This window comes from Glycomyces buryatensis (assembly GCF_004912275.1).
GTDB classification, from domain to species: domain Bacteria; phylum Actinomycetota; class Actinomycetes; order Mycobacteriales; family Micromonosporaceae; genus Glycomyces; species Glycomyces buryatensis.
Map to the genome: position 1 here is coordinate 7,443 of NZ_STGY01000016.1, position 23,831 is coordinate 31,273.

Genomic DNA, 23,831 nt, shown 5'->3' on the forward strand with positions numbered 1-23,831 from the left:
CTGCCACGCGATCGCAACCCGGTACTGCGGGTCGTGCATGAGGGTCGGGATGCGCAGGTCGGTCTCGAACGGGGTGGCGTAGATCCGCAGCGCGGAGCTGTCGGAGGTGCGCCAGATGACCTCTTCGCGCCAGTCGCCGAACAAGTCGGCAGACAGGGCCGGATTCGACTTGGTGCCGTTGTTGGAGGCGACATCGCTGCCGCTCAGCAGCTCGCCGTCGGCGTAGTCGGAGATGGTGGTGCCGTCCAGCAGCTCGCGCTCGCCGTCGCCGTCCCACCAGGACAGGAAGTTCATCGAGCTCGGCTTGTCACCGACGACCTCGTTGGCGCCGTTGCGAAGGCCGCCGACGGATGCGGACCAGAACTCGGCACCGGGGTTGTCGGCGGAGACGTTTCCGGCGACCGCGCGGCCGTTGTCGCCGCCGCTGGCCGGATTGGTGAAGATGTCGTCGCCGCTCTCGCCGTCGATCAGGCGGTCCGCCGGCTGGTCGGAGTGCTCGGCCGGCATGAAGACCTCGAGGCCGTCGTTCTCGGGCAGGAAGTCCGAGACGTGGAGGGCGTCGCCGTGGTAGTACCTGGTGTTCCACAGTGCACTGCCATTGTCGTCAATGGCCATGGCGCCGTATACGACCTCGTCGTTGCCGTCCTGGTCGAGGTCGGCGATGGACAGGCTGTGCGCGCCCTGCCCCTCGTACTCGCCGCCGGCGTCGTCGGAGTCGAAGATCCAGCGTTCGGAGAGGCTGGTGCCGTCGAAGTCGACCGCCCAGATCGCCGAGCGGGTGTAATAGCCGCGCGCGAAGATCATCGAGGGCGTAGTGCCGTCGAGGTAGGCGGTGCCGGCCAGGAAGCGGTCGACGCGGTTGCCGTAGTCGTCGCCCCAGTCGGCGACGTTGCCCCGCGGCGGGTTGTAGTCGATGGTGTCGATCGCGGCACCGGTCTCGCCGTTGAAGATCGTGAGGAACTCGGGACCGTCGAGGATGTATCCGCCGGAGTTGCGGTAGTCGGCATCGGCGTCACCGATGACGGCTCCCTCGCCGTCGACGGTGGCATCGGCGGTCTTCATGGCGACCTCGGCGGCGCCGTCACCGTCGTAGTCGTACACCTGGAACTGGGTGTAGTGCGCCCCGGACCTGATATTGCGGCCCAGGTCGATCCGCCACAGCCGGGTGCCGTCGAGCTGGTAGGCGTCGATGATGGTGTTGCCGGTGACGCCCTCCTGCGCGTTGTCCTTGGCGTTGTCGGGGTACCACTTGACGAGGTACTCGTAGTCGCCGTCGCCGTCCAGGTCGCCGACGCTGGCGTCGTTGGCCTCGTAGGTGAAGCCGTCGCCCGAGGGCCGCTCGATGGGGATGTCCAGCGAGCCGCCGTCACCGAAGACGGCCTCGGCGGCCTCGGGGTCGCCGTCGGCCGCGGCCACGCTGTACTCGCCGTCGCCTTCGGAGTCAACGTAGTTCGTCGCCCCGGTGAGCGGCTCGGCATTGATCTGCTCGCCGTCACGGAAGACATTGAAGGCGGTGTCGGCCTCGTCGGTGCCGAGAAGGCGCCAGCTGATGAGGTTGCCGCCGTCGGTGGGGACGACGGTGACGCCGCGGCCCAGGGCCTCCATCTGGTGGCCGGTCTGGGCGACCTCGCCGTCGCCGCTCTCTTCGGCATTGCCGATGGGGGCCAAGACGAGCGCTGTCGCCGTGACGACGCCGGCCGAGGCGGCCAGGCCCGCGATGAGGGCCTTCCGCCTGGGGTTTCGGATGGACATGCTGTCTCTCCAATTTGGTGAGCCGCCGTGCGACTCTAGCGGTCGTGTGAGGGTGCCGCCGCGTCGAGGACGCGACGACGGCGACCGCGCGCAGGTGCCGGGCGTACGCGGGCCGTCGCTTTACGTATTGAATGGATTCAATACGTAAAACGCTTTTACCATAGGGGCGATTGGTGGCATTAGTCAAGACTTACGGTAGATGGCGGCATTTTTCACAATGCGGCAACCTGCACACGGTGAACGCGCCGCCCGGACGAGCGAGCGACGCGTCCATTGCGGTGCGCGTTCATCCTAAATGGAGAGAATGATCTTGCCGTTGACCTCGCCGTTCTTCAAGCGCTCCAAGGCGGCCGGGGCTTCGGCGAGCGGCGTGGTCTCGGCGATGCGGATCTTCAGGTCGCCGTCGGCGACCGATTCGGACAGGAACGAGAGCGTCCGGGGCGTCGCGTTCGCGAAGGCGTTCGTGCCGCGCAGGCCGCGATCCTCCAGCTCGTCGCGGTCGACCGCGCCATTGGAGCTGACGACGATGCCGCCGTCCTTCAAGAGCCCGAGGATCTCCTCCAGCTCGCCCGGCAGCGTGATGACGTCGATGATCGCGTCGACGCCTTCGGGGCAGGCGGCGCGCACCTGGCCGACGGTCGGGGCCGCGGTGTAGTCGATGAGCACCGAGGCGCCCAGTTCCCGCATGTAGTCGGCGGCGGCCGGGCTGGTGGTGGCGACGACCCGGGCGCCCTTGGCGACGGCGAGCTGCACGGCCGCCTGGCCCACGGCACCGGAGGCACCGTTGATGAACAGTGTCTGACCCGGGCCGATGCCGGTCTCCTCCACGAAGTCGTGGCCGGCGGAACCGGCCGTGGGGAGCGCGGCGGCGGCGTCGAACGAGATCGCCTCGGGGATCGGGGCGAGTTTGCCGGCGCCTACGACGGCGTACTCGGCGAAGGAGCCGCGCCCGTGCGCCACGTCCATGAACTGGCCGAAGACCCGCTCTCCCTCGGTGAACCCGGTGGTGTCGGGGCCGACGCGCTCGACGGTGCCGGCGCCGTCGGAGCCCAGGACGATCGGGAAGGGGTGATCGACGACGGCACGCAGCGCGCCGTCGACCAGCTTGATATCGAAGGGGTTCACCCCGGCGGCGGCCAGGTTGACCAGGACCTCCCCCGGGCCGGGCTCGGGTACGGGGCGTTCGGTGAGCTCAGGCTCGGCATGGAATCCTGCGATCGTAATGGCGCGCACGGCGTGCTCCTTTCGTAGTGGGTCTCAGTGGGAGCTCAATCGGTGCGATTGTCTCGCGTCCGGGGCGGCGGTGGGTCGCTTTCCCGGAGGATTCAGCCAGCTCGCAGGCGCGCGACCAGGTCGGACGCAGCCGGAGCCCATTCGGGACAGTCGAACTGGGCCCCACCGGCGATCGGGCCGCCGATGACTCCGATGGCCTCCTCGCTTGAGCGGCGGTTCAGTCGGCGCGGACTATCGGGCGGTGTCGGACCGGGAAGTTGACGGACTTGGCGATGAAGCAGGTCTGGTTCGCCTGGTGGTGCAGCTCGGTTGCCCGGTCGATCTGCTCGAGGTCGGTGATGACCACGGTCGGATTGAGGACGACCTCCGCGAAGCGCCCGCTATTGCCCCGCTCCTCGGTCATGACCCCGGTGGCGTTGTCCTCATAGGAGTAAACGACGATGCGATCCCGGGCGCACAGCGCGAGATAGGTGAGCATGTGGCACTGCGACAGCGAGGCCACCAGCAGTTCCTCGGGATTCCAGCGATCGGCCGTACCGAGGAACGCCGGATCGGCAGTGCCGAGAAGACGGGGCTTCCCGGCGGCCGAGACCTCGTGGTCCCGCCCGTACTCGAGGTACTTGGCCGTCCCCGCACCGGTATTGCCGGTCCAGCGGACATTGACTTCATAATGGTGTTCACGGCTCACGTCGAAAGCGTACCGACTGAAGTTGAAGTGAGGACAGAATATGGGAACGGTCTACGAGCGGATCACCGACAGAATCCGCACCTTCATCGATGATCAGCCGGTCTTCTTCGTCGCCACCGCCCCGCTCTCCGCAAACGGCCGCATCAACCTCTCCCCCAAGGGCCGCAAGGGTTCGCTCGCCGTTCTGGACGAACTCACCATCGCCTTCGTGGACTACGGCGGCAGCCACGCCGAGACCCATGCGCACCTGCGCGAGAACGGCCGCATCACCCTCATGTGGTGCGCCTTCGAGGGCCCGCCCAAGATCCTGCGCGTGCACGGCCACGGCGAGGCGGTCTACCGCGACGACCCCCGCTTCGAGCCCCTCATGGCCGAGCACTTCAGCGAGGCCGACGACCCCGGCGTGCGAGCCGTGATCCTCGTCAGCGCCGAGCAGGTCAGCGACTCGTGCGGATACTCGGTGCCCTTCATGGACTACCGCGAGGACCGGACCCTGCTCCAGAGCTTCTGGGGCCGCAAGTCGGAAGAGGAGTTCGCAGAGTACTGCGAGACGAAGGAGTTCAACGGCAAGAGCATCGACGGCCTCCCGGCGCTGCCGCTCCCCCTTCCGCCCAGGGCCGGGTAATCCTCCTGGTCGGTTCTCAGGCCTAGGGGGTGAGCCGCCTCACGCGGTGTCACAACAATCGGTCATGCGGTGTCTTGTGGGCGAACCCCGAGAAACGAAGGAGACACCATGACCGAGAACATCGAGGTCGTCGTGATCGGCGGCGGTTACTCCGGCGTTATGGCCGCCAACCGCCTGACCCAGCGCGACGATGTGACAGTGACCCTCATCAACCCGCGCCCGACCTTTGTCGAGCGGATCCGGCTGCACCAACTGGTGGGCGGATCCGACGACGCCGTCGTGGAATACCGCGAGGTGCTTTCCGGGGACGTCAAGCTCGTGATCGACACCGTCACCCGGATCGACGCGCCCGAGCGCACCATCGAACTGAAGGACGGCACCACCGCCGGGTACGACTACCTGATCTACGCGGTCGGCAGCGGCAGCGCCGCTCCGAGCGTGCCCGGCGCCGCCGAGTTCGCCTACCCGATCTCCAGCCTGGAAGAGGCGCAGCGGCTGCGGTCGGTCCTCCAGGACGTGCCCGAATCGGCCCCGGTGACGGTCGTCGGCGGTGGCCCGTCCGGCATCGAGACCGCCGCCGAACTCGCGGAGCTGGGCCGGAACGTGACCCTGCTGTGCGGCACGCGGCTCGGCCCGTACCTGCACCCGAACGGCCGCCGCTCGGTCGCCAAGGGGCTGGCCAAGCTCGGGGTGGACGTCCTCGACGGCCCCGAGTCGCGGGCAATGGCGGTGGCGCCTGACAACGTCCAACTCGCCGGCGGCCGCAAGGTACCGAGCGCGGTGACCATCTGGACCGTCGGATTCAGCGCGCCTGACCTGGCCTCCCGCAGTGGGCTGCGCACCGACGACGCGGGCCGCCTGCTCACCGACGAGACGTTGACGAGCGTGAGCGACGACCGCGTCTTCGCGACGGGGGACGCGTCGGCGCCATCGGGCATGCCGGTGCGGATGAGCTGCCAGGCCGCGCTGCCGTCGGGCTCGAAGGTCGCCGACACCGTGCTCAGCCGGATCGCGGGCGAGCAGCCCGAGGACCTGACCTTCGGGATCGCCGCCATGTGCGTCAGTCTGGGCCGCCGCGACGGCGTCTTCCAGTTCGCGCACAAGGACGACACCGCCATGTGGCTCCGCGTCAGCGGCCGGGCCGGCGCGAAGATGAAGGAGCTCGCCTGCCACAGCCCCATCGAGCAGATGGAGAAGGAGGCGCAGAAGCCCGGCTCGCACAGCTGGCTGGTCAAGGACGGCGGTCGTCGGGAACGGTTGCAGGCCAAGGCCAACGAATCATCACCGAAGGCTGCCAGGGCGTCGTAGAAGACCAGGCTGCGCGCCCGTTCACCGGGCGGCGCCCCCGCTGCGGGGCGCCGCCCCAAAACGAGAGGATCCAGCCATGAGCGACCAAGCAGCAGACCCGGCGACCGAAGCGTTCGTCGCCCATCGGAACCTGCTCTTCACCGTCGCCTACGAGATGCTCGGATCGGCCGCCGATGCCGAGGACGTCCTCCAGGAGACCTGGCTGCGCTGGGTCAAGGTCGATCTGGACCAGGTGCGCGACCATCGCGCCTACCTGGTCCGGATCACGACCCGGCAGGCGCTCAACCGGCTGCGCGCCATGAGCCGCCGCAAGGAGTCCTATGTCGGCAGCTGGCTGCCCGAACCGGTGCTCACGGCGCCGGACGTCGCCGAGGACGTCGAGCTCGCCGAGAGCATGTCGATGGCGCTCATGCTCGTCCTCGAGACGCTCACGCCGACCGAACGCGCCGTCTTCGTGCTGCGCGAGGCCTTCGACGTCAGCTACGACGAGATCGCGGCCGCGGTCGACAAGAGCCCGGCGGCCGTCCGCCAGATCGCTCACCGCGCCCGCCTCCACGTCGATGCCCGCCGCCCCCGCGCCGCGGTCTCCGCGAGCGAGGCCCGGGCGGTGCTGGAGCGGTTCCGGCAGGCGCTCGAAACGGGGAACCTCCAGAGCGTCCTCGACGTGCTCGCCCCCGACGTCGTCCTCATGGCCGACGGCGGCGGCGTCAAGCAGGCCGTGCTGCGGCCGGTCACCGGAGCCGACAAGGTGGTGCGCATGACCATCGGTAAACTCGCCCAGCTCGAAGGCACGCTCACCTGCGAGCCCACCGTGGTCAATGGCAACCCGGCCCTGCTGCTGCGCCTGGATGGCGAGATCGACGGCGTGATGGCGCTCAAGATGGAGAACTCCATCATCACCGGCGTCTACTACGTCCGCAACCCGGCGAAGCTGACCCACCTCGAATCCGAGACGACGCCGACCCTGCGGTGAATCCAGATGGGTGGCGCACCGGCGGCGGGCCGGACCTGAGTTCGGACCGCCGCCGACGCCTAACGCCCGCATGGCCCGGGCCCGCAGCTTGGCCGCAACCCCGTGCCTGGGGGCCAGCAGCCATGCCAGCAGGAACAGCGCCGTCACGACCAGCACGATCAGGCCGCCGGCCGCCAGGTTGTAGTAGTACGACAAGTACAGGCCCGCAACGGCACTGAACGCTCCAATCACACAGCCGACCGCCGTCATCAGGCCCAGCCGCTCGGTCAGCATCCGGGCCGTCGCCGCCGGCGTGATGAGCAGGGCCAGCACCAGAATGTTCCCCACCGCCTGAAGCGAGATGACGATCGCGATCGTCACCATCACGTACAGAGCGATGTCCAGGGCCATCACCGGCAGCCCCGACGCCTTCGCGGTCTCCCGGTCGAGACTCACCGCGATCAGCTGGCGCCGCAAAAGGAACGTCAGCACGACCAGGCCGGCCCCGACCCCGCCGACGATCTTCACGTCCGTGTCCGACAGCGCCAGGATCTGTCCGAACAGGAACGACGCCAGGTCGCCGGTGTACGAGTCCTGCGTCGAGACCATCACGATCCCCAGCCCGAACGCCGCCGCCCAGAAGATCCCGATCACCGTGTCCTCCTTCAACCTCCGATTCTGGCTGATGAGGACGATCGCCAGCGCCGTCGCGATTCCGGCCGCCGCCCCCGACAGGGACAGGTTGATGTGGAGGACGAACCCGGCCGCGACGCCCGGGAACACCGCGTGGGCGACCGCGTCGCCGATGAAGGCCATGCCGCGCAGCACCACGAACGCGCCCACCACGACGCAGACGACCGAGGCCATCACGGCCACGGCGAAGGCGCGCTGCATGAACACGTGCGACCAGGGTTCGGCGAGCCATTCGATCACGTGCGGGCCCCTTTCGGGCTCAGGATGGACGTCAGCTGCTCCGACGTGGCGACCCCGAAGGCGCGCAGCCACAGGTCGGGATCGGCCAGCGCCTCGGGCGGGCCGTCGGCGATGACGGTGCGGTTGAGCAGGCAGATCCGCGAACAGGTCGACTGGGCCTGCGCCAAGTCATGGGTGGTCATGAGGATCGCGGTGCCCTCGGTCGCCAACTGCGCCAGCAACTCCACCAGGAGCTCCTGGGTGGGAACGTCGACGCCGGTGAAGGGCTCGTCGAGCAGCAGCAGTGCGGGCCTGCGGGCGAGGGCCCGGGCCACCAGGACCCGTTGGCGCTGCCCCCCAGACAGCTCCCCCACCGGGCGCCGGGCCAACTCGGCCAGGCCGACCCGTTCGATCGCCTCGGCGGCGGCCTCGCGGTCGGTGCGGGTCGGGGCGCCCAGCCAGCGGGTGGCGGTGCGGGCGTTGAGGACCGCGGCGGCGATGGTGATCGGGAAGTCCCAGGTGAATTCGTGTTTCTGGGGGACGTAACCGGGCCTGCCGTTCGCGCGGAGCGTCCCGGTGTCGGTCGGGATGAGGCCGAGGACGGCCCGCAGGAGGGTGGTCTTGCCCGCGCCGTTGGGCCCGATGAGGCCGACGGTCTCGCCGGGGTTGATTGCCAGGTCGACGTCGTGGAGGACGCGGCTGCCGCCGAGGGAGACCGCCACGGATTCGACGGTCAGGCCCTTCGTGTCCGAACTGGAGTCTTTAGCTCGCATCGGCGTCTCCGGTGACGAGGGCGGCCTTGCGCTTGCGGGTGGCGACCATGATGATTACGCCGATGATCACGGCTAGCGCGGCGGCGCCCAGGCCCCACAGGATCCAGCCGGTGCCGGTGGTGGGCAGGAACCCGCCGGAGTCGCCGTCGCCGTCGTCCCCACCGGATTTGTCGGAGGTGTCGCCGCTGCCGCCACCGGTGCACGCCTCGCCCGCGTCGGCCGAGTCGCCCACGGCCAGTTGGACTACCGCGTCGTCGGTGTACTCCTCGCCGGCGGCGGTCTTGGCGGTGAACTCGATGGTGAGCTGGTAGACCCCCGCCTCGGAGAACGTCCAGTTGCCGTGCGCGTGGGTATTGCGGGGAATCGAGACGGTCTGCGGCAGGGCCTCACCGGAGTCGAAGAGGACCTCGGCGCCGCCGAAGGTGCTGGTCAGGAACAGGGTGAAGTCGCCGGGTCCGGAGACGTCGGTGAGATTCCAGTCGACCGCGCCGGGGATGGCCTCGATGACCGTGGAGTCCTGGGTGTTCCAGCCCGGCCACACGATGTCGGACGACTGGGTCTGCGGGAGCATGTAGATGTCCTGGCCGGCCTCGCCGAGGAAGCCGTAGGCGTCGCCTTCGGGGATGGGGAACAGCGCCGAGTCGGGAATCGTGAGCACCACATCGGACAGCTCGCGCCAGGTGGGTTCGGAGCCGGTGTCGTCCCTGATCTGGGCGGTCCATTCGCCGTCCACCAGGCGCGGGCCGATGTCGACGTGACCCGAGCCGATCTCCACGCAGCTCGCCTCCGCCTGCCCATTGCCTTCGGCGTCACCGGAATCGGCGAGCGTGTTCTGAACCTCCGAGGCGGTGGCCTCAGCGGCCGACACGGCATAGGTGGCGCTGGCCGAGCCGGAACCGGACTGGGCGTGGCCGCCGAAGGTCGCGAGCGGCGCGTATCCGTGGCCGCTCTTCTCCTTGGCGGTGAGCTCCACGGTGTACTGACCGGGCTGGTCCACGGCGAGGACCACGACGGCCGTCGTCCCGGCCGCGAGGGTGAAGACCTGGTCGTCGGCGGTGGAGGCGAGCGGTTCGGCCACACCGGGACCGGCGAAGGTATACAGCCAGGCCTCGCCTGGACCCTCGACCTTGTCGAGCGAGACGGTCAGGTCCGCTTCGACGTCGGTGGCGTCGAGCGTCGGGTAGGTGGCGCCGTCCTCGGTGCCGGCAACCCATACCAGGTCGCCGGGGTCGCCGAGGAACGCGAAGTCCTCGCGCTCGGGCACCAACGAAGGCACTGTGGACAACTCGGTGGGGGCGTCGATCGCCAAGCCCGAGCCGGTGGCCTCGAACTCGGCGATGCCCTCGGGTTCAGCGCTCTGGGCCGATGCCGGGCTTGCCACGGCCAGCGCGACCGCGGCGACCAGGGCTGCGGTAACGACCGCGGGCAGGGCCGCGGTCAGTGGGCGGACGGGGGTGTTCATGCTGCGCCTCCCAGGCAGCGGCTCAGCTCGGAAGCGTTCTGCCGCATCATGTCGATGTAGGTCGGGGATTCTTGCGGTAGGGCGTCGCCGTGCAGGGTGCACACGTCGACGCCTTGGTCTTCGGCGACTTGGCTCAGGACGGCGGCCCTGGCGTGGAGGTTGGGCTCGACGAACACGGCGTTGACGTCGAGGTCGGCGATGGTCTCGGTGAGGGTCTCGACCTGCTGGGCGCTGGGTTCGGCGGCGGGGTTGGGGACGACGAAGCCGGCGACCTGCATCCCATAGGCGTCGGCGAGGTAGCCGAAGGCGTCGTGGGTGGTGACCAGTTGCCGGTCGGCCTCGGGGATCGTCGCGATCGTCTCGGCCACTTCGGCATCGAGCGCCTGGAGCGCTTCTATGTAGGAGTCGCGATTGGACTCGTAGGTGTCGCGGCCCTCCGGGTCGGCCTCGGAGAGGGCGTCCGAGATGAGTTCGACGGAGGCGACGGCATTGGCGACGTCCTGCCAGATGTGCGGGTCGATCTCGCCGTGGACGTGCTTGCCGAGGACGGCCTGCGGGAGCTGGTAGATGTCGGCGCCGGCCTCGCCGAGGAACGCGAAGGGCTCCTCGGCCGGGATCTGCTCGATGGAGCGGGTGGGGACGTCGATCACGACGTCCTCGGGGGCGAGGTCACCGCGTTCGTCGTCGCGGACGACGAAGCCGCCGGTGTCCAGGTCGACGGTGAGGTCGGTGTGGCCGTCGTCCAGGACGGTCGCGCCCTCGTCGACGTCGCGCGGGTTGATGCCGACCGCGAAGGTGTAGGTGGTCTCGCCGGCCTCGGTGGTCTTCCCGTCGTCGGTGAGGGTGGCCGCGGTGGTGAGCTCGTAGACCCCGGGTTCGGTGAAGGTCCAGTTGACGTGGGTGTGGGCGTTGGGCGGCAGGGTGATCGAGTCGCCGTCAAGTCCGTCGGCGGTGTTCCAGTAGATCTCGGGCTGCCCGAAGGCGTCGGTGAGGAACATGGTCACGTCGCCGGGACCGGTGGCCTCGACCAGGTCGATGTCGATCTCGGCGGTCCGGTCGACGGTCTCGCCGCGCACCCCGAAGCCGAGCCAGATGACGTCCAGTCCGACGTCCTCGACCAGCGGGATGAGCTTGGCGCCGTATGGTTCGGCGTTCTCGGCGAGGGAGAGGTTGGGGACGTCTTCGGGCACATTGGAGTCGAAGAGTTTGATGAGGGCGTGCTCTTCGAGGAGGAGGTGGTTGGTGAGGGCGAGCTCGGACCCGGCGACCTTGGTGGCGTCGGTGGGGCTCGGCTCGTAGGAGTGGGGGTCGCCGCCGGGCGGGACGATGGAGGTGACGGTGACGCGGTCGCCGCCGAGGTTGGCGACCCAGTCGGCGATGATCTCGGTGGTGACGACGACATTGAGGTCGCCGTCGTCCGCGGCCGAGGCGGTGCAACCGGCCAGGGCCAGGGACGCGACCACCGCGGCGGCCGAAATGGCGGTCAGGGTTCGTTTCATGATCCGGTGGGTTCCTTCTCGGAATCGGGGTCGACATCGACCTTCGGCCCGGCTTCAGGGTCGGACTCGGACTCGAGGTCCAGCTCCGAATCGGCTTCGGTCTCCGGCTTGGGCTCCGGCGTCGAAGCCACCTCGCTCGCCTTGCGCCGCTTGCGCTTCCGAACCTTCACCGCGATCCACACGATGAGCCCCAGCGCGGCGAGTACGGCCGCCTGCGGCCACGGCGGTGCCCACAGCGATTCCTCGACCGAGCCGGACGACAGCCGGGTCTCGGCGTCGGCCTCGTTCACCGCCTTGGGTATCACGATGAGTTCGACGTCGAGTCGCAGCAGCGGCCAGATCCGTTCGAGCTCCGCGGTCCCGGTGAAGGTGTCGCCGGGGAGGATCTGCGGCAGCTCGGCCACGGGGATCTCGCGCTCGAAGATCCCCCAAGGCCCGCCCACGCGCGCAACCAGATCGCCCGCGAGGCGCACGTTCCCGGTGTTCTCCACCTCGTATTCGAAGCTGAGGTCGCCGGGCTCGATCGGGTTGACCTCGTAGTGGTAGGTCTCCTCATCGATCTCCGGCTCCAGTTTCGGGGCGAGCTCGCCGGAGACGCGCAGGTGGATGCGGGCACCGACGCGTCGCTCCACGGTGAACTCATTGCCGCCCTCCTCGCCGGTCTCGGACACGGCCGCGACGATCCCTCCGACGTGGTCACCGGGGGTCGCGTTGGGCGGCACCAAGATCGCGAAGGGCACGTCCACTCGGGTCTCAGGCTCGATCGTCAGCTCGGTCTCGTTGAAGCCCACCCAGGTGCCGACGTCCTCCGGCGCCTGGTCGCTCGGCAGCAGGTCGAAGGTGCCCGCGGCGGTCGTGTACGCATCGGAGGCGTAGACGGTGACGGTCAGCGGCTCGGCGGCGAAGTTCGAGATGCCGACGAAGTCGATGAGGGTCTCGCCGGGATCCAGCTCGTAGTCGAAGGCGGCCCGGCCGTCCGGTCCGTCCTGACTGGAGGGCGTGACGCCCCAGGTGACGGCTGCCGACTCCGCTTCCTCCTCGGGATCTTGGGCGGAGGCGGGCACGGCGACGAGCGAGGTCAGCGAGGCGGCGGCCAGGGCGGCGGCGATTCGGTGCAGGTTGGTGCTCACGGGGGTCTCTCGTGTGGCGCTTGGGCGGGGCGGCCTTTGCAGGAAGACCGCCCCGCATGGGGAGTGGATAAGGCCTTTTGGTTATGCGCCACCGACGTCGAAGGTGTAGGTGACCGGGGCGGAGGTGACGGCGCCGTCCGTGGCGTGGGTGCCGCTGACCTGGAAGGTCAACTGGTAGGAGCCGGGGGCGGTGAACGACCACTGCGGGTGGTGGTGCGATTCGGTGACGGCGGTTCCGCCTGGGTCGCAGGCGGAGTCGGAGGAGAGGCGGACGTTCACCACGCCGGCGGAGGCCGGGTCGTAGACGGAGACGCTGCCGCCCGCCGGGGTGACCGCATTGACCAGCTCGAGCTGGAGCCTGCCGCCGAAGTCCGACAGGGCCATGTCCTGCGTGCTCCAGCCGGCCCAGATGCGACCGGCGGTCTCCAGGCGCGGGAGCACCCAGATCCGGTCGCCCGAGGCGCCGACGCAGTTGATCGTCGAGCCGAGGGTGACCTGGTGGTTGTCATTGACGTCGAAGACGACCTCGGCCGGGTCGTAGACGGCCGCCGCGGCGTGGTCCTCGACATTGATGTCGAGGGCGTTGGCGGCGTCGTCATAGGTGAACGACAGCGCGTCGATGTGGCCCTGGGAGATCGTGACCGTCTGCGCCGCAGCGGGACCCGCGACCAGGATCGCCGCGGCCGTGGCGATGAGCGCCGCCGTGGCCCTGAAGATGTGAGTACGCATGGGCTACGCCTGGACCCAGAAGCAGTAGTCGACCTCGCCGGTCGAGACCGTCTCGCCGGTGGCGGCGTCGACGCCCTCGGCCTCGACGGTCAGCTGGTAGGCGCCGGGCTCGGAGAACGCCCAGTTCAGGTGGCCGTGGCTGGCGGCGCCGACATCCCAGGAGCCGGCGCCCGCGTCGGAGTCGAAGAGCACGTCCGGGGTGCCGAAGCCGTCCACGGTGTACAGGTCGACGTCGCCCCGGCCGGAGGCGTCGTGGACGGTGATGGTGAGCGTGTCGTCAGCGAAGTCGCCGGCGGCGATCTCCTCGGTTCCCCAGCCCGCGAACAGGACGCCCTCGACATGGGTGTCCGAGAGGAGCCACATCTCGTCGCCCTCCTCGCCGAGGAAGTCGTATTCAGCGCCGGCGGGGACGGTCGTCTTGGACTCGGGGACGGCGGCGAGGACGACCTCGGAGGGGGCGTACTCGGTGGCGGTTTCCTCGTCGTGGACGTGGAGGTCGAGCTCGCCGTTCTCGTAGGCGAGGCCGAAGACGTCGACGTGGCCCTGGTCGAGGACGGTGAAGGTGCCGGAGGTTTCCTGGGACGCGGCGGGGGCGGCTACGACCGCTAGGACGGCGGCCGCGGCAGCCGCGACGGTGGAGTATTTCGCGATGGTGCGCAAGGGAGTTCCTTTTCTATTGTCTAAATTGCGGTGAAGGTGACGAGCGCGGTGTAGGTCCCGGACTCGACGTCGGTGGGGAGGTCCAGCCGCAAGTCGGCGTCCAGCACGGCCGTGCCGTTGCCGTTTCCGGCGGAGGCGGAGGCGAGGAGCTGGGAGACGCTCAGGCCCTGGCCGCCGTCGAGGAGGCCGTCCACGGAGGGCCCGGGGCTCACCTCCTGGGAGTCCCCTGTGGAGGAGATTCCGGGGGTCCAGGAGAGGTGGCCGCCGTCGAAGGCGTAGTCGCCGGAGGAGAAGTTCCCGACCTGGCCGGAGGCGTTCCAGCCCGGGTCGGCGGTGCGGGTGTCGGTCACGGTGACCGGACGCAGGCCGCCGGTGGAGGTCCAGCGGGTCGCGGTGTTGTTCAGGGTCGCCGCACCGAGATCGACATTGCGGTCGTTCGGATCGACGCTGAGGATGAGGCCGCCATTGTCGGCGTCGATGGTGGCGGTGATGACCTGTGTGTTCTCCAGGGCGGGGCTGCCCGGGTCGCCGTCGTCTCCATCTCCGTCTCCATCGTCGTCGCCGTCATCCCCGTCATCCCCGTCGTCGGCGGGCCATTCGTCCACGACGAACACGTAGGTCTCGGGGTCGGAGGCGACCTCGGTCCCGTCGACCAGGGTGGCCTCGGCCTGCCAGGTGAGGCTGTAGACGCCCGGTTCGGTGAAGTACCAGTTGGTGTGGGCGTGGGTCTTGGTGCCGGTCGTGATCGTCTGCGGCAGTGACTGTTCGGTGTCGACCTGCACGTTGGCGGCGCCGAAGCCGTCGACCTGCATCATGACGAGGTCGCCAGGGCCGGAAAGGCCGGTCATGGTGAGGTCCAGTGCCTCGTCGGCGAGGACGCCCTTGCCGATGGTCTCGGTGCTCCAGCCGGCGAAGAGGATGCCCTGCATGTCGGTGTCGGGTAGCCACCAGACCTCGTCGCCGGCCTCGCCGAGGTGCTGCCAGTCGTAGGGCATGTCCGAGCCGAGGGTGATCTTCGATTCGGGGACGGCGTGGAAGGCGATGTCGTCGGGGTCGCGGTAGGCGGTGGTGCCCGAGTGGAGCCTGGTGTCGTCCTTGGTCTGGAGGGTGAGGTCCTGGCCGTCGAGGTGAGCGGAGAAGACGTCGACGTGGCCCTCGTCGAGCACCAGGCGGTCGGTCAGATCGGGCGCGGCCGGGTCCGTTGGGTCGGTTGGGTCAGGGTCGGAGCCTGAAGGCAGTTCGCCGACCTGCCAGCGGTAGTCGACGTTCCCGGTCGAGACCTCGGTGCCGTCGGCGAGGGTGCCACTGACCTCCCAGGTGAGGGTGTAGGAACCGGTCGCGGTGAAGCCCCAGTAGGAGTGGACGTGGGCGGGGACATTGACATTGATGGCGTCGGCGAGGCCGTCGCGGGAGTTGAAGGTGACGTTCGGTGCGCCGAAGGTCCCAACCGACCACAGGATGACCTCACCGGGGCCGGAGACGGAGGTCAGGCTCATCGAGACCTGGTCGTTCTTGAACTGGCCCTTGGACAGAGGCTCGGTGCTCCAGCCGGGCCAGAGCAGGTCGGCGTCCTGGGTCAGGGGCAGCATCCACACGGGGTCGCCGACGTCGCCGAGGAAGGACCAGTCGTCGCCGGGGGGAATGGGGGTCTCGGCCTCGGGGAGGACCTGGAAGAGGACATCGTCGGGGTCGCGGTAGACCGGGGAGTCGCCGGTGTCGTCCTTGACGCGGAGGCCGAGTTCGCCGTTCTCGTAGTAGGTCTGCATGGCGTCGGTGTGGCCGATGGAGAGGACGGTGCGGCCGTCGTGGGTGGCGGCCTGCGCGGCTGGAGCCGGGGCGGCCAGGGTGGCGAGGAGAGCCGCGGCGGCCAGCGCGAGGCCGTGCCGCCGGAGGCGGGTGGTGGTCATCGGGGGTCCTTCACGGTCGGGGGGCGGGGGAGCCAATGTGTACATGATAATGGCATTCATTTCCATTAAGCAACCCTGAAGGACCTTTTGGGATGGTGAGGTGAAATACCGAGCGGATGCGCATGTGCGCATCCGCTCGGGAAGGAAGACAAGGAAAGCGGGTTACGGGTGGTGGACGGGGTGGCACGTTGCGGCCCCCGCGGTCGGGCGTGTCGCGCGTGAAGACCCCCAGATTCAACGGTGCTCTAGGGGTGCGACGTTTTCTGCTAGTGGTCCTCTTGGTGAGTCCACTCCTTCGATTGCGTCAGGCGGAAGAGGTAGAACAGAGCCGGGCCCACGATGGCTCCCGCCAGTGCCACCGCCACCAGTAGCCCTTGGAGGGTCGCCGTCGCCCCGGCCGCTTCCTTGATCGTCAGCTCGTCCACCAAGATCCACGGGTACTGGCCCAGGCCCCAGCCCGAAACCACCGAGGCCACCGCCAGCACCGCCGCCGGCCTGGCCGCCGCGTATCTTCTCCTCCACAGCAGCACCAGCGTCGCGGCTCCCCCCAGTGCCGACAGCGCCATCAGCGCCGCGGCCCTTCCCGTCAACCCGTCGATCAGGGTCGGCGCGTCCAGGTTCAGCGGGATCAGTGCCGCGAACACTGTTGCACCCGTGGCGATCCCGACAAGCAGTGTCCTCGCGCGCAGCTGCTCGGCCAGTCGCTCCCGGCCACCCCGCTCAGCATCGGTCGTCAGGAATACGCCCGCCAGGAACGCGCACGTTCCGACCGCGATCACCCCGCCGAATACCGAGGTCGGGTTGAGCCACGACGTCCACACGTCCCCGTTCCCGCCCGCCGGAACCCGGCCCGAGGCCAATGCTCCTGCGACCGAGCCCAGGAAGAACGGCGTCAGCACCGACGAGACCGCGAAGATCGAGCCGAACAGCCTTGCCTGGCCCATCGTCTCGGCGTTCTTGCGGAACGCGAAACTCGCCCCGCGCAGTACGATCCCCAAGAGCGCCAACAGCAGCGGCACCATGAGCGTCGTCATCGCGGCCGCGAACGAGGTCGGGAAGGCCGTCCACCACATCACCAGCACGTAGATGAGCCAGACGTGGTTGGCCTCCCACACCGGTCCGATGCTGTGGTCGATCAGGGTGCGCGTCGGCGCGCCCCGTCGGCTTCCGCCTGCCGTGAGGTCGAAGAATCCGGCGCCGAAGTCGGCGCCGCCGAGCACCGCGTATGCGATGACTCCCAAGAACAGTGCGACCGCGACAACTACTTCGAGGCTCATCGCTGCTCCCCCTTCGATGCCGTCGCGCGCTTCGGGCCGTACGGGCTCGGCAGGTCGCCCTCGCCGGCCCTCCAGCGCCTCGCCATCGACCGCAGGATGATCGCCGCCCCGATCGTCATGCCGCCGTAGAGCACCACCGATGCCCCGTAGAGCAGCCACAGGCTCGAGGTGTAATCCCCGGCGGCCTCGGTGGTCCGCATGACGCCATAGACGATCCATGGCTGGCGGCCCACCTCGGTCGCGATCCATCCGGCCTCCATGGCGACGACGGCCAGCGGTCCGGCGATCGCCGCGCCGCGCAGGAACCAGCGGTTGCCGATGAGGTCCGTCCCCCGCCAGCGCATGAACCAGTACACGAGCACGGCGAGCATGAGCATGGTCCCGATGCCCACCATGGACTGGAATGCCAGGTGGGTGAGGTTGATCGGCGGCTGGTCCTCGATCGGGATGGTGTCGAGCCCCGGCACCGGTTTGGTCAGCGAGTTCTGCGAGATGATCGATCCGAGGTACGGGATGTCAAGCGCGCCTTTGACTTCGCCGTCGATGATGACGCCGCCGAGGCGCAGCGGCGAGGGGCCGTCGGTGGTGGTCTCGGCGAGTTCGAAGGCGGCGAGCTTGGCGGGCTGGCGCTCGCCCAGTCCGAGCCCGAGGAGGTGGCCGACGAAGGGCTGGATGACGGCCGCGATCGTGGCGAAGATGAACGGGACGATGAAGCCGAGCCGGTGGTGGCGGTCGCGCCTGCCGCGCAGCATTCCGACGGCGTAGACGCCGGCGATGGAGAAGCCGACGACCATGTAGGCGGCGACCCACATGTGCGCGAACTGGCTGAAGGCGTGGGCGTTGAACAGGACCTTCCAAGGCTGGATGTCGGTGATCTCGCCGTCAATGACATTGAATCCGGTGGGCACGTTCATCCAGGCGTTGACCGCGAGCACGCAGTAGGTGCCGATGATGCCGGTGACGGCCATGGGCAGGACCATGAGCACGTGGCGTTTCGGTGGTATTCGGCCCCAACCGTAAAGGTAGATGCCGAGGAAGATCGCCTCGACGAAGAACGCGAGGCCTTCGAAGGCGAAGGGCAGTCCGAGGACGTCGCCGTAGGTGCCCATGAGGCCGGGCCACAGCAGGCCCATCTCGAAGCTGAGGACGGTGCCGGAAACGGCGCCGATGGCGAACAGGACCGCGGAGACCTTGGCCCATTTCTTGGCGAGGTCGAGCGCGACCTGGTCGTTCTTTCTGATGCCGCGCAGGTGCATCACGAAGATGATCGCGGGGAAGGCGACGCCGAAGCAGGCCAGGATGATGTGCCAGCCGAGTGACAGCGCCATCTGGTTGCGGGCCGGGAGAAGCCCGGCGGGATCGGGGGCCGACGCGGCCACATCGGACAGGTGGAGGGCTATGCCTGAGGCCAACATGGCTCGACCGTACGTCCGTTTCCGGCACCGTCCCCAACCTTGTGAAAGTTTTCACATGAAGTCACGCGAGCGTGTCGACGGTGCTCCAGTCCTGCGAAGACAGTGTTCAAAAAGGTGGAGCACGTGGCAGTGCCGACGGCGCCTGTGCCCCGCAAGGGCCGTGTTCAAAAGGTGGGGAACGCGGGAGTGCCGACGGCGCTCTCGCCGTGAGGCCGCCTTGCCGTCGGGCTTGCGGCGGGCGGGTAGGTCAGGTGCCCAGGTTCCAGATGCGTATGGTGCCGTCGTTGTAGCCGATGACGGCCAGCGCGTGGGCCTTGACCTCGGTGTAGGCGGTGGTCACCGGGATCGCCTCGGGAGCGTCCTCGGCGGTGAGCGGGGTCCGCTCACCGTCCGCGGTCCTGAGGACGTAGGCCTCCTCGTCCGCGACAGCGAGCAGATGGCCCTTGCCCCCGAGTGGAACCAGCTCCGTGTCGTAGTCGGTGTCGAAGGGCCCCAGGGGAGCCGGTGCGGACAGCGCGTTCAGGTTCGCCAGGTTCCACCGCTGGTACTCCCCGGTCGTGGCGTTGTGGACCAGCGCGTACGGGGTCACGCCCTGATAGGCCACCCAGAGGCCGTCGGCGGTGTCCGTGCCCTCGTTCCAGGCTTCGCCGGGGCCGAACTCCTCCGAGCTCGGCTCGCCGGTGACCGCGTCGTACATGACGGTCCGGCCGTTCTCACCGACGATCGCGACGGCGGCGCGACCCCGGAAGCCCACCAGGGCCGAGCGATCGGCTTCGCCGGCGCCCTCGAATCGCATACCGCGACTGGAGGTGCCGTCGCCGAGGTCGACCCGCCTGGCGCCCTTGGGGGTCAGCCCGATGAGGATCTGACGGCCCGCTTCCCCGTAGGTGCTGAACTGCTCGGCCTTCGGCCAGGCGTCGGTGTCGACGGTGGCGACATGCTCGGGTACGGCCCCCAGGTCGGCGACGTCGGCGACGTGGACGCCGCCTTCGGCACCGATCGCGATCAGGCGGGAGGTGCCGTCGGGAAATGAAGCGGGGAGGAAATCCTTGATCGGTTCGGGGTAGTCCGCTTCGGCATGCAGCTCACCGGTTTCGAGATCCCAGAAGCGGACCTCGGCACCCTGGCCGGTGGTGGTGCCGAGCAGCGGCTCCCCCAGGGGGCCTTTGAGGGTCACCATCGCGCCGATCTCGTCACCGTGGGCCTGGATCGCGGGCTCGACCTGGGTGAACGCTCCCGCTTCCAGTGCTTCGTCCAGGTCATAGGACGCGGGCTCGGCCTGGGTGCCCTGGTCGTTCTCGGATGAATCGTCCCAGTAGGGAATCGTGGCGCCGACCGCGGCGAGGAGCACGACCGCGGCCCCGGCGGCGAGCGCGATGACTCGGCCCTTGGTACCGCCCTTGAGGTGAAGCAGTCGCCGCGCGAGTGACGGTTTCGGGGCCTGCCCGCGGCAGGCGGCGGCGAGTTCGTCGGCGCTCGCCCAGCGCTGCGGCGGGTCCTTCTCCAGAGCGCCCATGACGGCGCGGACCGCGAGCTTCGGCGTGGACTTCGGCAGGGGCGGTGGGGGTTTGTGCAAGTGGCCGTTGATGATCGGGGAGATGCTGGAGCCGGTGAAGGGCGGCCGGCCGGTGAGGCATTCGTAGGCGACCACGCCGAGCGAGTAGATGTCGGAGGAGGGGCCGGCGCCAAGACCGTCGATCTGCTCGGGCGAGGCGTAGCTGAGCGTCCCGAGGTGGACGTCGGCGCCGGTGAGCGTGGCGTCGTCCTTGACGTGAGCAATGCCGAAGTCGAGCAGGCGCGGGTGGTCCTCGGGGTCGACGATGATGTTGGCGGGTTTGACGTCCCGATGGACGATCCCCGCCCGGTGGGCGAAGGCGAGGGCATCGGCGACCTCGGCGCAGATGCGCATCGCCCGGTCGGTCGGCAACGGCCCGTCGGCGATGACCCGGCTCAACGGGCGGCCCTCGATCAGCTCCATGACCAGGTAGGGCCGGTAGCCCTCGGGACCGTAGTCCTCGCCGTAGTCGTAGAGGACGGCGATGCCGGGATGCCGGAGCGCCGCGATCGCTTGGGCCTCGCGCTGGAAGCGGGCTCTCGCGCGGTCCTCGCTCTCGAAGCCGCCGGCGCGGAAGAGCTTGACGGCGACCTCGCGCTTGAGCACGGTGTCGAAGGCGCGCCAGACCTCGCCCATGCCGCCCTCGCCGATGCACTCGTCGAGCCGGTATCGCTGCGCGATCGGCAATCGGGGGGCCACCGGCGTTCCTCCTAGTTAGGGATCAGTGCCGATCCTAGGCGCCGGGGTCAAACCGGCCCGACGCCGCCGCCGGGACGTTCAAAACCGAGGACGCGCACGCGAAGACGGCTCCCGACCATGGTGCACAGGCCGGGAGCCGTCGTCGGATTCAATTGGGGCCGAGGCGGATCGCTCAGTTACGGCCGCCCCGACGCGCTGCGGACGCGGATTAGATCTGGCCGACTCCGGCGCCCGCCGAGACCTGCGCCTTGGCCTCGTCGGGGGTCAGCGCTGTGTAGTCGTAGTCGACGGTGAAGGACCCGGTCGAGGTCAGGTGATCGCTCGGCGAGTTCTCGTAGACGTTGTCCACCAGGTTCCAGAACCCCGGCTCGTCGCTGCCGTACCACCAGCCGACCGGTCCGTGGATGTCGCCGGTGGTCTCGTCGGCCTCGCCGTCGCCGACGTTCTCAAAGAAGTTGCCCTCCACCAGAACCTCGGCTCCCATGCGACAGTTGACCGCCGTCTCGACCACGTCCAACAGGTAGTTGTTGAGGAAGTGGACGTGCGAGCGGCGGATCAGCGGCACGCGCGAGTTCACGTTGTCGAAGAAGTTGTTCGCGTACGTGATGTAGTCGCCGTTGGCGCCCTCGGAGTCGCTGGAGGCGGTCAGCATCGTCTTCCAGGAGTCGTGGAGGTAGTTCCACGAGACGGTGATGTACTGCGACTCGCCCTTGACGTCGATCAGGCCGTCGTAGAAGTCCTTGTCGACGTCCGGGTAGTCGTTGTAGATCTCGTTGTGGTCGATCCAGACGTTGGAGCTCGCGCTCTGAATGCCGATCCCGTCCCCCTCGCCCTCGGCCACGTGGTGGATCGTGAGGTTGCGGATGACGATGTTGGTGGCCCACGAGAGGTTGATCCCGACGCCGTTGAACACGCCGGAGGTGCCCACGCCGAGCAGCGAGACATTGCTGACGTCCTTGACGTCGAGCTTCTCGAAGTCCCCCGCGCCGATGGTCTGGTCGATGTGGACGACCAGGCCGTCGTCGGGGGTGTCCTGGTGGGCGTCGAGCAGGTCCTGGAGCGCGCCGGCGCCGCCGGCCTCCGAGAGGGTGACCTCGTTGACGGTCGCGCCGCCGTAGCCGCCGGTGGTGCCGCCGTTCTGGGCGGCGTAGCCGATCGGGGAATCGCTCTGTGCCGCGCCGAGTGCGGTGCCGCCCGCGGACTCCTCGGTGGAGGCCGATGCCGGGTTGAGGGCGGCGACCACGCCGGTCGGGAGCGCGATGCCGGCGAGCGCGACGCCGCCGAGCTTGGCGAGCCTCCGACGCGAGGTACGGGGTCCATTGAATGAGTTGTCCGAGGTTGGTTCCACTGTTCCTTTTCTCCTGATTCCGCCGGACCCGATTGGGCCCGATCTGCGGGGATTTGTGTGCAAACGATTGCACGACACCCTACGATAAACATTGAGAGAAGTCAATACTTGATTCGCAATACGATCGACTCGGATCGGGCGGCCGCCGACGCGCCGAAACGATTTCGGTCCCCCCCTGGGCTTGCCCGGGGAGCAATCGTTTGCGTACTTTAATGGAAGATTATCGATCCAATCGAACCGACAGGACCCCCTCAGTGGCCGTGACCATCAAAGACGTCGCCCGAGAGGCGCAGGTGCACATGTCGACCGTGTCCCGCGCGTTCTCGATGCCGCACCGACTCCGTCCGGAGACCCGCGACCGGGTCCTGGAGGCGGCCCGCATCCTGGGCTACCGGCCCAGCCGCGTCGCCCGGGCGCTCACCACCGGCCGCACCCGCAATATCGGCTTCATCGTCGCCGACATCGCCAACCCATTCTTTCCACCCATGATCAAGGCCGCCGAGCACACCGCCCGCTCCCGCGACCACCACCTGTTCATCGCCGACGCCTCCGAGGACCCGGCTATCGAGGCCGAGCTGGTCGACGCGCTGGCCAAGCAGGTCGACGGGGTCATCCTGTGCGGGCCGCGCATCGCCAACGCCAAGATCGAGAACCTCTCCGAGACGATCCCGATCGCCCTGGTCAACCGCAAGGTCACCGGCATTCCATCGGTGACGATGGACGTCGTCCACGGCGCGCGCGTCGCCATTCGCCACCTCTTGGATCTCGGCCACGAACGGCTGGCGTACGTGTCCGGCCCGCGCCAATCGTGGACCAACACCCAGATCCGCCGGACCGTCGGCGCGACCGCCGGGGACCGCGGCACGGTCACCGTCCTGGGCCCCAACACCCCCACCGAGGACGCGGGCATGGCCGTCGCCGCGGAGATCGTCCGCACCGGCGTGACAGCGGTGCTCGCCTACAACGACCTCATCGCGATCGGCATCATCGAGGGCCTGGACGCGCTCGGGGTCTCCGTCCCGGGCGACGTGAGCGTCATCGGCATCGACGACACCGTCCTGGGCCGCCTGACCCGGCCGCGCCTGACCACCATCAACGTCCCGACCGCCGACGCCGGCACCGCCGCGGTCGACCTGCTGCTCCAGTACACCGCCGGCGACGAGGATGCCTCCCGCCCGGCCGCCCACGTCTCGCTCCCGACCGAGCTGATCATCCGCGACTCGACCGCGCCGCCGCGAGGGAGCGGCAGCTGAACCACATCGGCCCCGGGACAGGCCCTAGCCGAACAGCCGGCTCGCCAGCACCGCCGCCTGCGTCCGGCGCTTGAGCCCGAGCTTGGACAGAATGCGCGTGACGTAGTTCTTCACGGTCTTCTCGGCCAGGTGCACCTGCTCGGCGATCTCCCGGTTGGTCATCCCCTCGCCGATCAGTTCGAGGATCCGCCGCTCCTGGCTGGAAAGGGACTCGAGCTCCGGCGAGCGTCCCGGGCCCGAGCGCAGCCGCTCCAGCACCGCGCCGGTCACGCGCGAGTCCAGCAGGGACGCCCCCGCCGCCACCGTCCGGACCGCGTCCACCAGTTCGGTGCCCCGGACCTGCTTGAGCAGGATCCCGGCCGCCCCGGCCTCGATCGCCGCGAACAACACCTCATCGTCCTCATGGGACGTGAGCACGATGACGGCGACCTGGTCGTCCGCGGCCCTGACCCGGCGGCACACCTCGATGCCGTCCCCGTCCGGCAGGCGCGCATCCACCACCAGCACGTCGGGGCGGCTCGCGGGCACCCGCCGCAGCGCCTCGGCCACCGACGAGGCCTCCCCGACCACCTCGATGTCGGCCTCGCGCCCGAACAGCTCGCACAGACCCCGCCGGACCACCTCGTGGTCATCGAGCAGGAACACCCTGATCAC

At 68.9% G+C, this 23,831-nt stretch carries 19 protein-coding genes and 1 pseudogene; 4 read left to right on the top strand and 16 right to left on the bottom strand.

Annotated features, from left to right (window positions below; all coding sequences use genetic code 11):
* From FAB82_RS04405 to FAB82_RS04415, 3 genes are all read right to left on the bottom strand, one after another.
* Positions 1-1,752: rhamnogalacturonan lyase (locus FAB82_RS04405; RefSeq protein ID WP_168801412.1), on the bottom strand; the 1,752-nt coding region annotated here is incomplete at its 3' end.
* A gap of 291 nt (positions 1,753-2,043) precedes the next feature.
* The gene (locus FAB82_RS04410; RefSeq protein ID WP_136533334.1) at positions 2,044-2,985 is read right to left on the bottom strand and encodes an NADP-dependent oxidoreductase; all 942 of its coding nucleotides are present in this window, start codon (positions 2,983-2,985) and stop codon (positions 2,044-2,046) included.
* 217 nt (positions 2,986-3,202) lie between these two features.
* On the bottom strand, positions 3,203-3,673 hold the full coding sequence (locus FAB82_RS04415; RefSeq protein ID WP_136533335.1) for an OsmC family protein: 471 nt from the start codon (positions 3,671-3,673) through the stop codon (positions 3,203-3,205).
* 40 nt (positions 3,674-3,713) lie between these two features.
* On the opposite strand from FAB82_RS04415, the gene FAB82_RS04420 reads away from it, so the two are divergent.
* From FAB82_RS04420 to FAB82_RS04430, 3 genes are all read left to right on the top strand, one after another.
* The gene (locus tag FAB82_RS04420) at positions 3,714-4,298 is read left to right on the top strand and encodes a pyridoxamine 5'-phosphate oxidase family protein (protein ID WP_136533336.1); all 585 of its coding nucleotides are present in this window, start codon (positions 3,714-3,716) and stop codon (positions 4,296-4,298) included.
* Positions 4,299-4,406: 108 nt separating this feature from the next.
* The gene (locus tag FAB82_RS04425; RefSeq protein WP_136533337.1) at positions 4,407-5,606 is read left to right on the top strand and encodes an NAD(P)/FAD-dependent oxidoreductase; all 1,200 of its coding nucleotides are present in this window, start codon (positions 4,407-4,409) and stop codon (positions 5,604-5,606) included.
* A 76-nt stretch (positions 5,607-5,682) separates the two neighbouring features.
* Complete coding sequence (locus FAB82_RS04430; RefSeq protein WP_136533338.1) at positions 5,683-6,579, top strand: RNA polymerase sigma-70 factor; 897 nt, start codon at positions 5,683-5,685, stop codon at positions 6,577-6,579.
* Here FAB82_RS04430 and FAB82_RS28525 read toward each other — a convergent pair.
* From FAB82_RS28525 to FAB82_RS04490, 12 genes and pseudogenes are all read right to left on the bottom strand, one after another.
* A pseudogene (locus tag FAB82_RS28525) lies at positions 6,571-7,452 on the bottom strand (anchored repeat-type ABC transporter permease subunit); the annotation flags it as partial. The gene FAB82_RS04430 and the pseudogene FAB82_RS28525 sit on opposite strands and share 9 nt — an antisense overlap.
* Before the next feature lie 35 nt (positions 7,453-7,487).
* Positions 7,488-8,243: an anchored repeat-type ABC transporter ATP-binding subunit gene (locus FAB82_RS04440; protein WP_136533339.1), complete on the bottom strand. Its 756-nt coding sequence runs from the start codon at positions 8,241-8,243 to the stop codon at positions 7,488-7,490.
* The gene (locus tag FAB82_RS04445; RefSeq protein WP_136533340.1) at positions 8,233-9,705 is read right to left on the bottom strand and encodes a TIGR03773 family transporter-associated surface protein; all 1,473 of its coding nucleotides are present in this window, start codon (positions 9,703-9,705) and stop codon (positions 8,233-8,235) included. Before FAB82_RS04445 ends, FAB82_RS04440 begins: the two co-directional genes overlap by 11 nt.
* Positions 9,702-11,204, bottom strand: coding sequence for an anchored repeat ABC transporter, substrate-binding protein (locus tag FAB82_RS04450; protein WP_136533341.1), 1,503 nt, complete (start codon positions 11,202-11,204; stop codon positions 9,702-9,704). Before FAB82_RS04450 ends, FAB82_RS04445 begins: the two co-directional genes overlap by 4 nt.
* Positions 11,201-12,334 carry a WxL protein peptidoglycan domain-containing protein gene (locus tag FAB82_RS04455; RefSeq protein ID WP_168801413.1) on the bottom strand — a complete coding sequence of 378 codons (1,134 nt, stop codon included), beginning with the start codon at positions 12,332-12,334 and terminating at the stop codon, positions 11,201-11,203. The genes FAB82_RS04450 and FAB82_RS04455 overlap by 4 nt, the downstream gene beginning before the upstream one ends.
* A gap of 81 nt (positions 12,335-12,415) precedes the next feature.
* On the bottom strand, positions 12,416-13,063 hold the full coding sequence (locus tag FAB82_RS04460; RefSeq protein ID WP_136533343.1) for a choice-of-anchor M domain-containing protein: 648 nt from the start codon (positions 13,061-13,063) through the stop codon (positions 12,416-12,418).
* A gap of 3 nt (positions 13,064-13,066) precedes the next feature.
* Positions 13,067-13,723 (bottom strand): choice-of-anchor M domain-containing protein, encoded by a 657-nt coding sequence (locus FAB82_RS04465; RefSeq protein ID WP_136533344.1) that lies wholly within the window; start codon positions 13,721-13,723, stop codon positions 13,067-13,069.
* 20 nt (positions 13,724-13,743) lie between these two features.
* Positions 13,744-15,630 (bottom strand): choice-of-anchor M domain-containing protein, encoded by a 1,887-nt coding sequence (locus tag FAB82_RS04470; RefSeq protein ID WP_136533345.1) that lies wholly within the window; start codon positions 15,628-15,630, stop codon positions 13,744-13,746.
* A 266-nt stretch (positions 15,631-15,896) separates the two neighbouring features.
* Positions 15,897-16,907, bottom strand: coding sequence for a cytochrome d ubiquinol oxidase subunit II (locus FAB82_RS04475; protein ID WP_136533346.1), 1,011 nt, complete (start codon positions 16,905-16,907; stop codon positions 15,897-15,899).
* Complete coding sequence (locus FAB82_RS04480) at positions 16,904-18,322, bottom strand: cytochrome ubiquinol oxidase subunit I (RefSeq protein WP_168801414.1); 1,419 nt, start codon at positions 18,320-18,322, stop codon at positions 16,904-16,906. The genes FAB82_RS04475 and FAB82_RS04480 overlap by 4 nt, the downstream gene beginning before the upstream one ends.
* Before the next feature lie 247 nt (positions 18,323-18,569).
* On the bottom strand, positions 18,570-20,576 hold the full coding sequence (locus FAB82_RS04485) for a serine/threonine-protein kinase (RefSeq protein ID WP_136533347.1): 2,007 nt from the start codon (positions 20,574-20,576) through the stop codon (positions 18,570-18,572).
* A gap of 208 nt (positions 20,577-20,784) precedes the next feature.
* Positions 20,785-21,924: a pectate lyase family protein gene (locus FAB82_RS04490; RefSeq protein WP_136533348.1), complete on the bottom strand. Its 1,140-nt coding sequence runs from the start codon at positions 21,922-21,924 to the stop codon at positions 20,785-20,787.
* A 254-nt stretch (positions 21,925-22,178) separates the two neighbouring features.
* On the opposite strand from FAB82_RS04490, the gene FAB82_RS04495 reads away from it, so the two are divergent.
* Complete coding sequence (locus FAB82_RS04495) at positions 22,179-23,177, top strand: LacI family DNA-binding transcriptional regulator (RefSeq protein WP_136533349.1); 999 nt, start codon at positions 22,179-22,181, stop codon at positions 23,175-23,177.
* 24 nt (positions 23,178-23,201) lie between these two features.
* Here FAB82_RS04495 and FAB82_RS04500 read toward each other — a convergent pair whose 3' ends face one another.
* Positions 23,202-23,831 carry a response regulator gene (locus tag FAB82_RS04500; protein WP_136533375.1) on the bottom strand — a complete coding sequence of 210 codons (630 nt, stop codon included), beginning with the start codon at positions 23,829-23,831 and terminating at the stop codon, positions 23,202-23,204.

What these genes read in the sequence shown, in the direction of transcription:
- FAB82_RS04420 (WP_136533336.1), top strand. Translation starts at nt 3,714, where the DNA reads ATGGGAACGGTCTACGAGCGGATCACCGACAGAATCCGCACCTTCATC.
- FAB82_RS04425 (WP_136533337.1), top strand. Translation starts at nt 4,407, where the DNA reads ATGACCGAGAACATCGAGGTCGTCGTGATCGGCGGCGGTTACTCCGGC.
- FAB82_RS04430 (WP_136533338.1), top strand. Translation starts at nt 5,683, where the DNA reads ATGAGCGACCAAGCAGCAGACCCGGCGACCGAAGCGTTCGTCGCCCAT.
- FAB82_RS04440 (WP_136533339.1), bottom strand. Translation starts at nt 8,243, where the DNA reads ATGCGAGCTAAAGACTCCAGTTCGGACACGAAGGGCCTGACCGTCGAA.
- FAB82_RS04445 (WP_136533340.1), bottom strand. Translation starts at nt 9,705, where the DNA reads ATGAACACCCCCGTCCGCCCACTGACCGCGGCCCTGCCCGCGGTCGTT.
- FAB82_RS04450 (WP_136533341.1), bottom strand. Translation starts at nt 11,204, where the DNA reads ATGAAACGAACCCTGACCGCCATTTCGGCCGCCGCGGTGGTCGCGTCC.
- FAB82_RS04460 (WP_136533343.1), bottom strand. Translation starts at nt 13,063, where the DNA reads ATGCGTACTCACATCTTCAGGGCCACGGCGGCGCTCATCGCCACGGCC.
- FAB82_RS04470 (WP_136533345.1), bottom strand. Translation starts at nt 15,630, where the DNA reads ATGACCACCACCCGCCTCCGGCGGCACGGCCTCGCGCTGGCCGCCGCG.
- FAB82_RS04475 (WP_136533346.1), bottom strand. Translation starts at nt 16,907, where the DNA reads ATGAGCCTCGAAGTAGTTGTCGCGGTCGCACTGTTCTTGGGAGTCATC.
- FAB82_RS04480 (WP_168801414.1), bottom strand. Translation starts at nt 18,322, where the DNA reads ATGTTGGCCTCAGGCATAGCCCTCCACCTGTCCGATGTGGCCGCGTCG.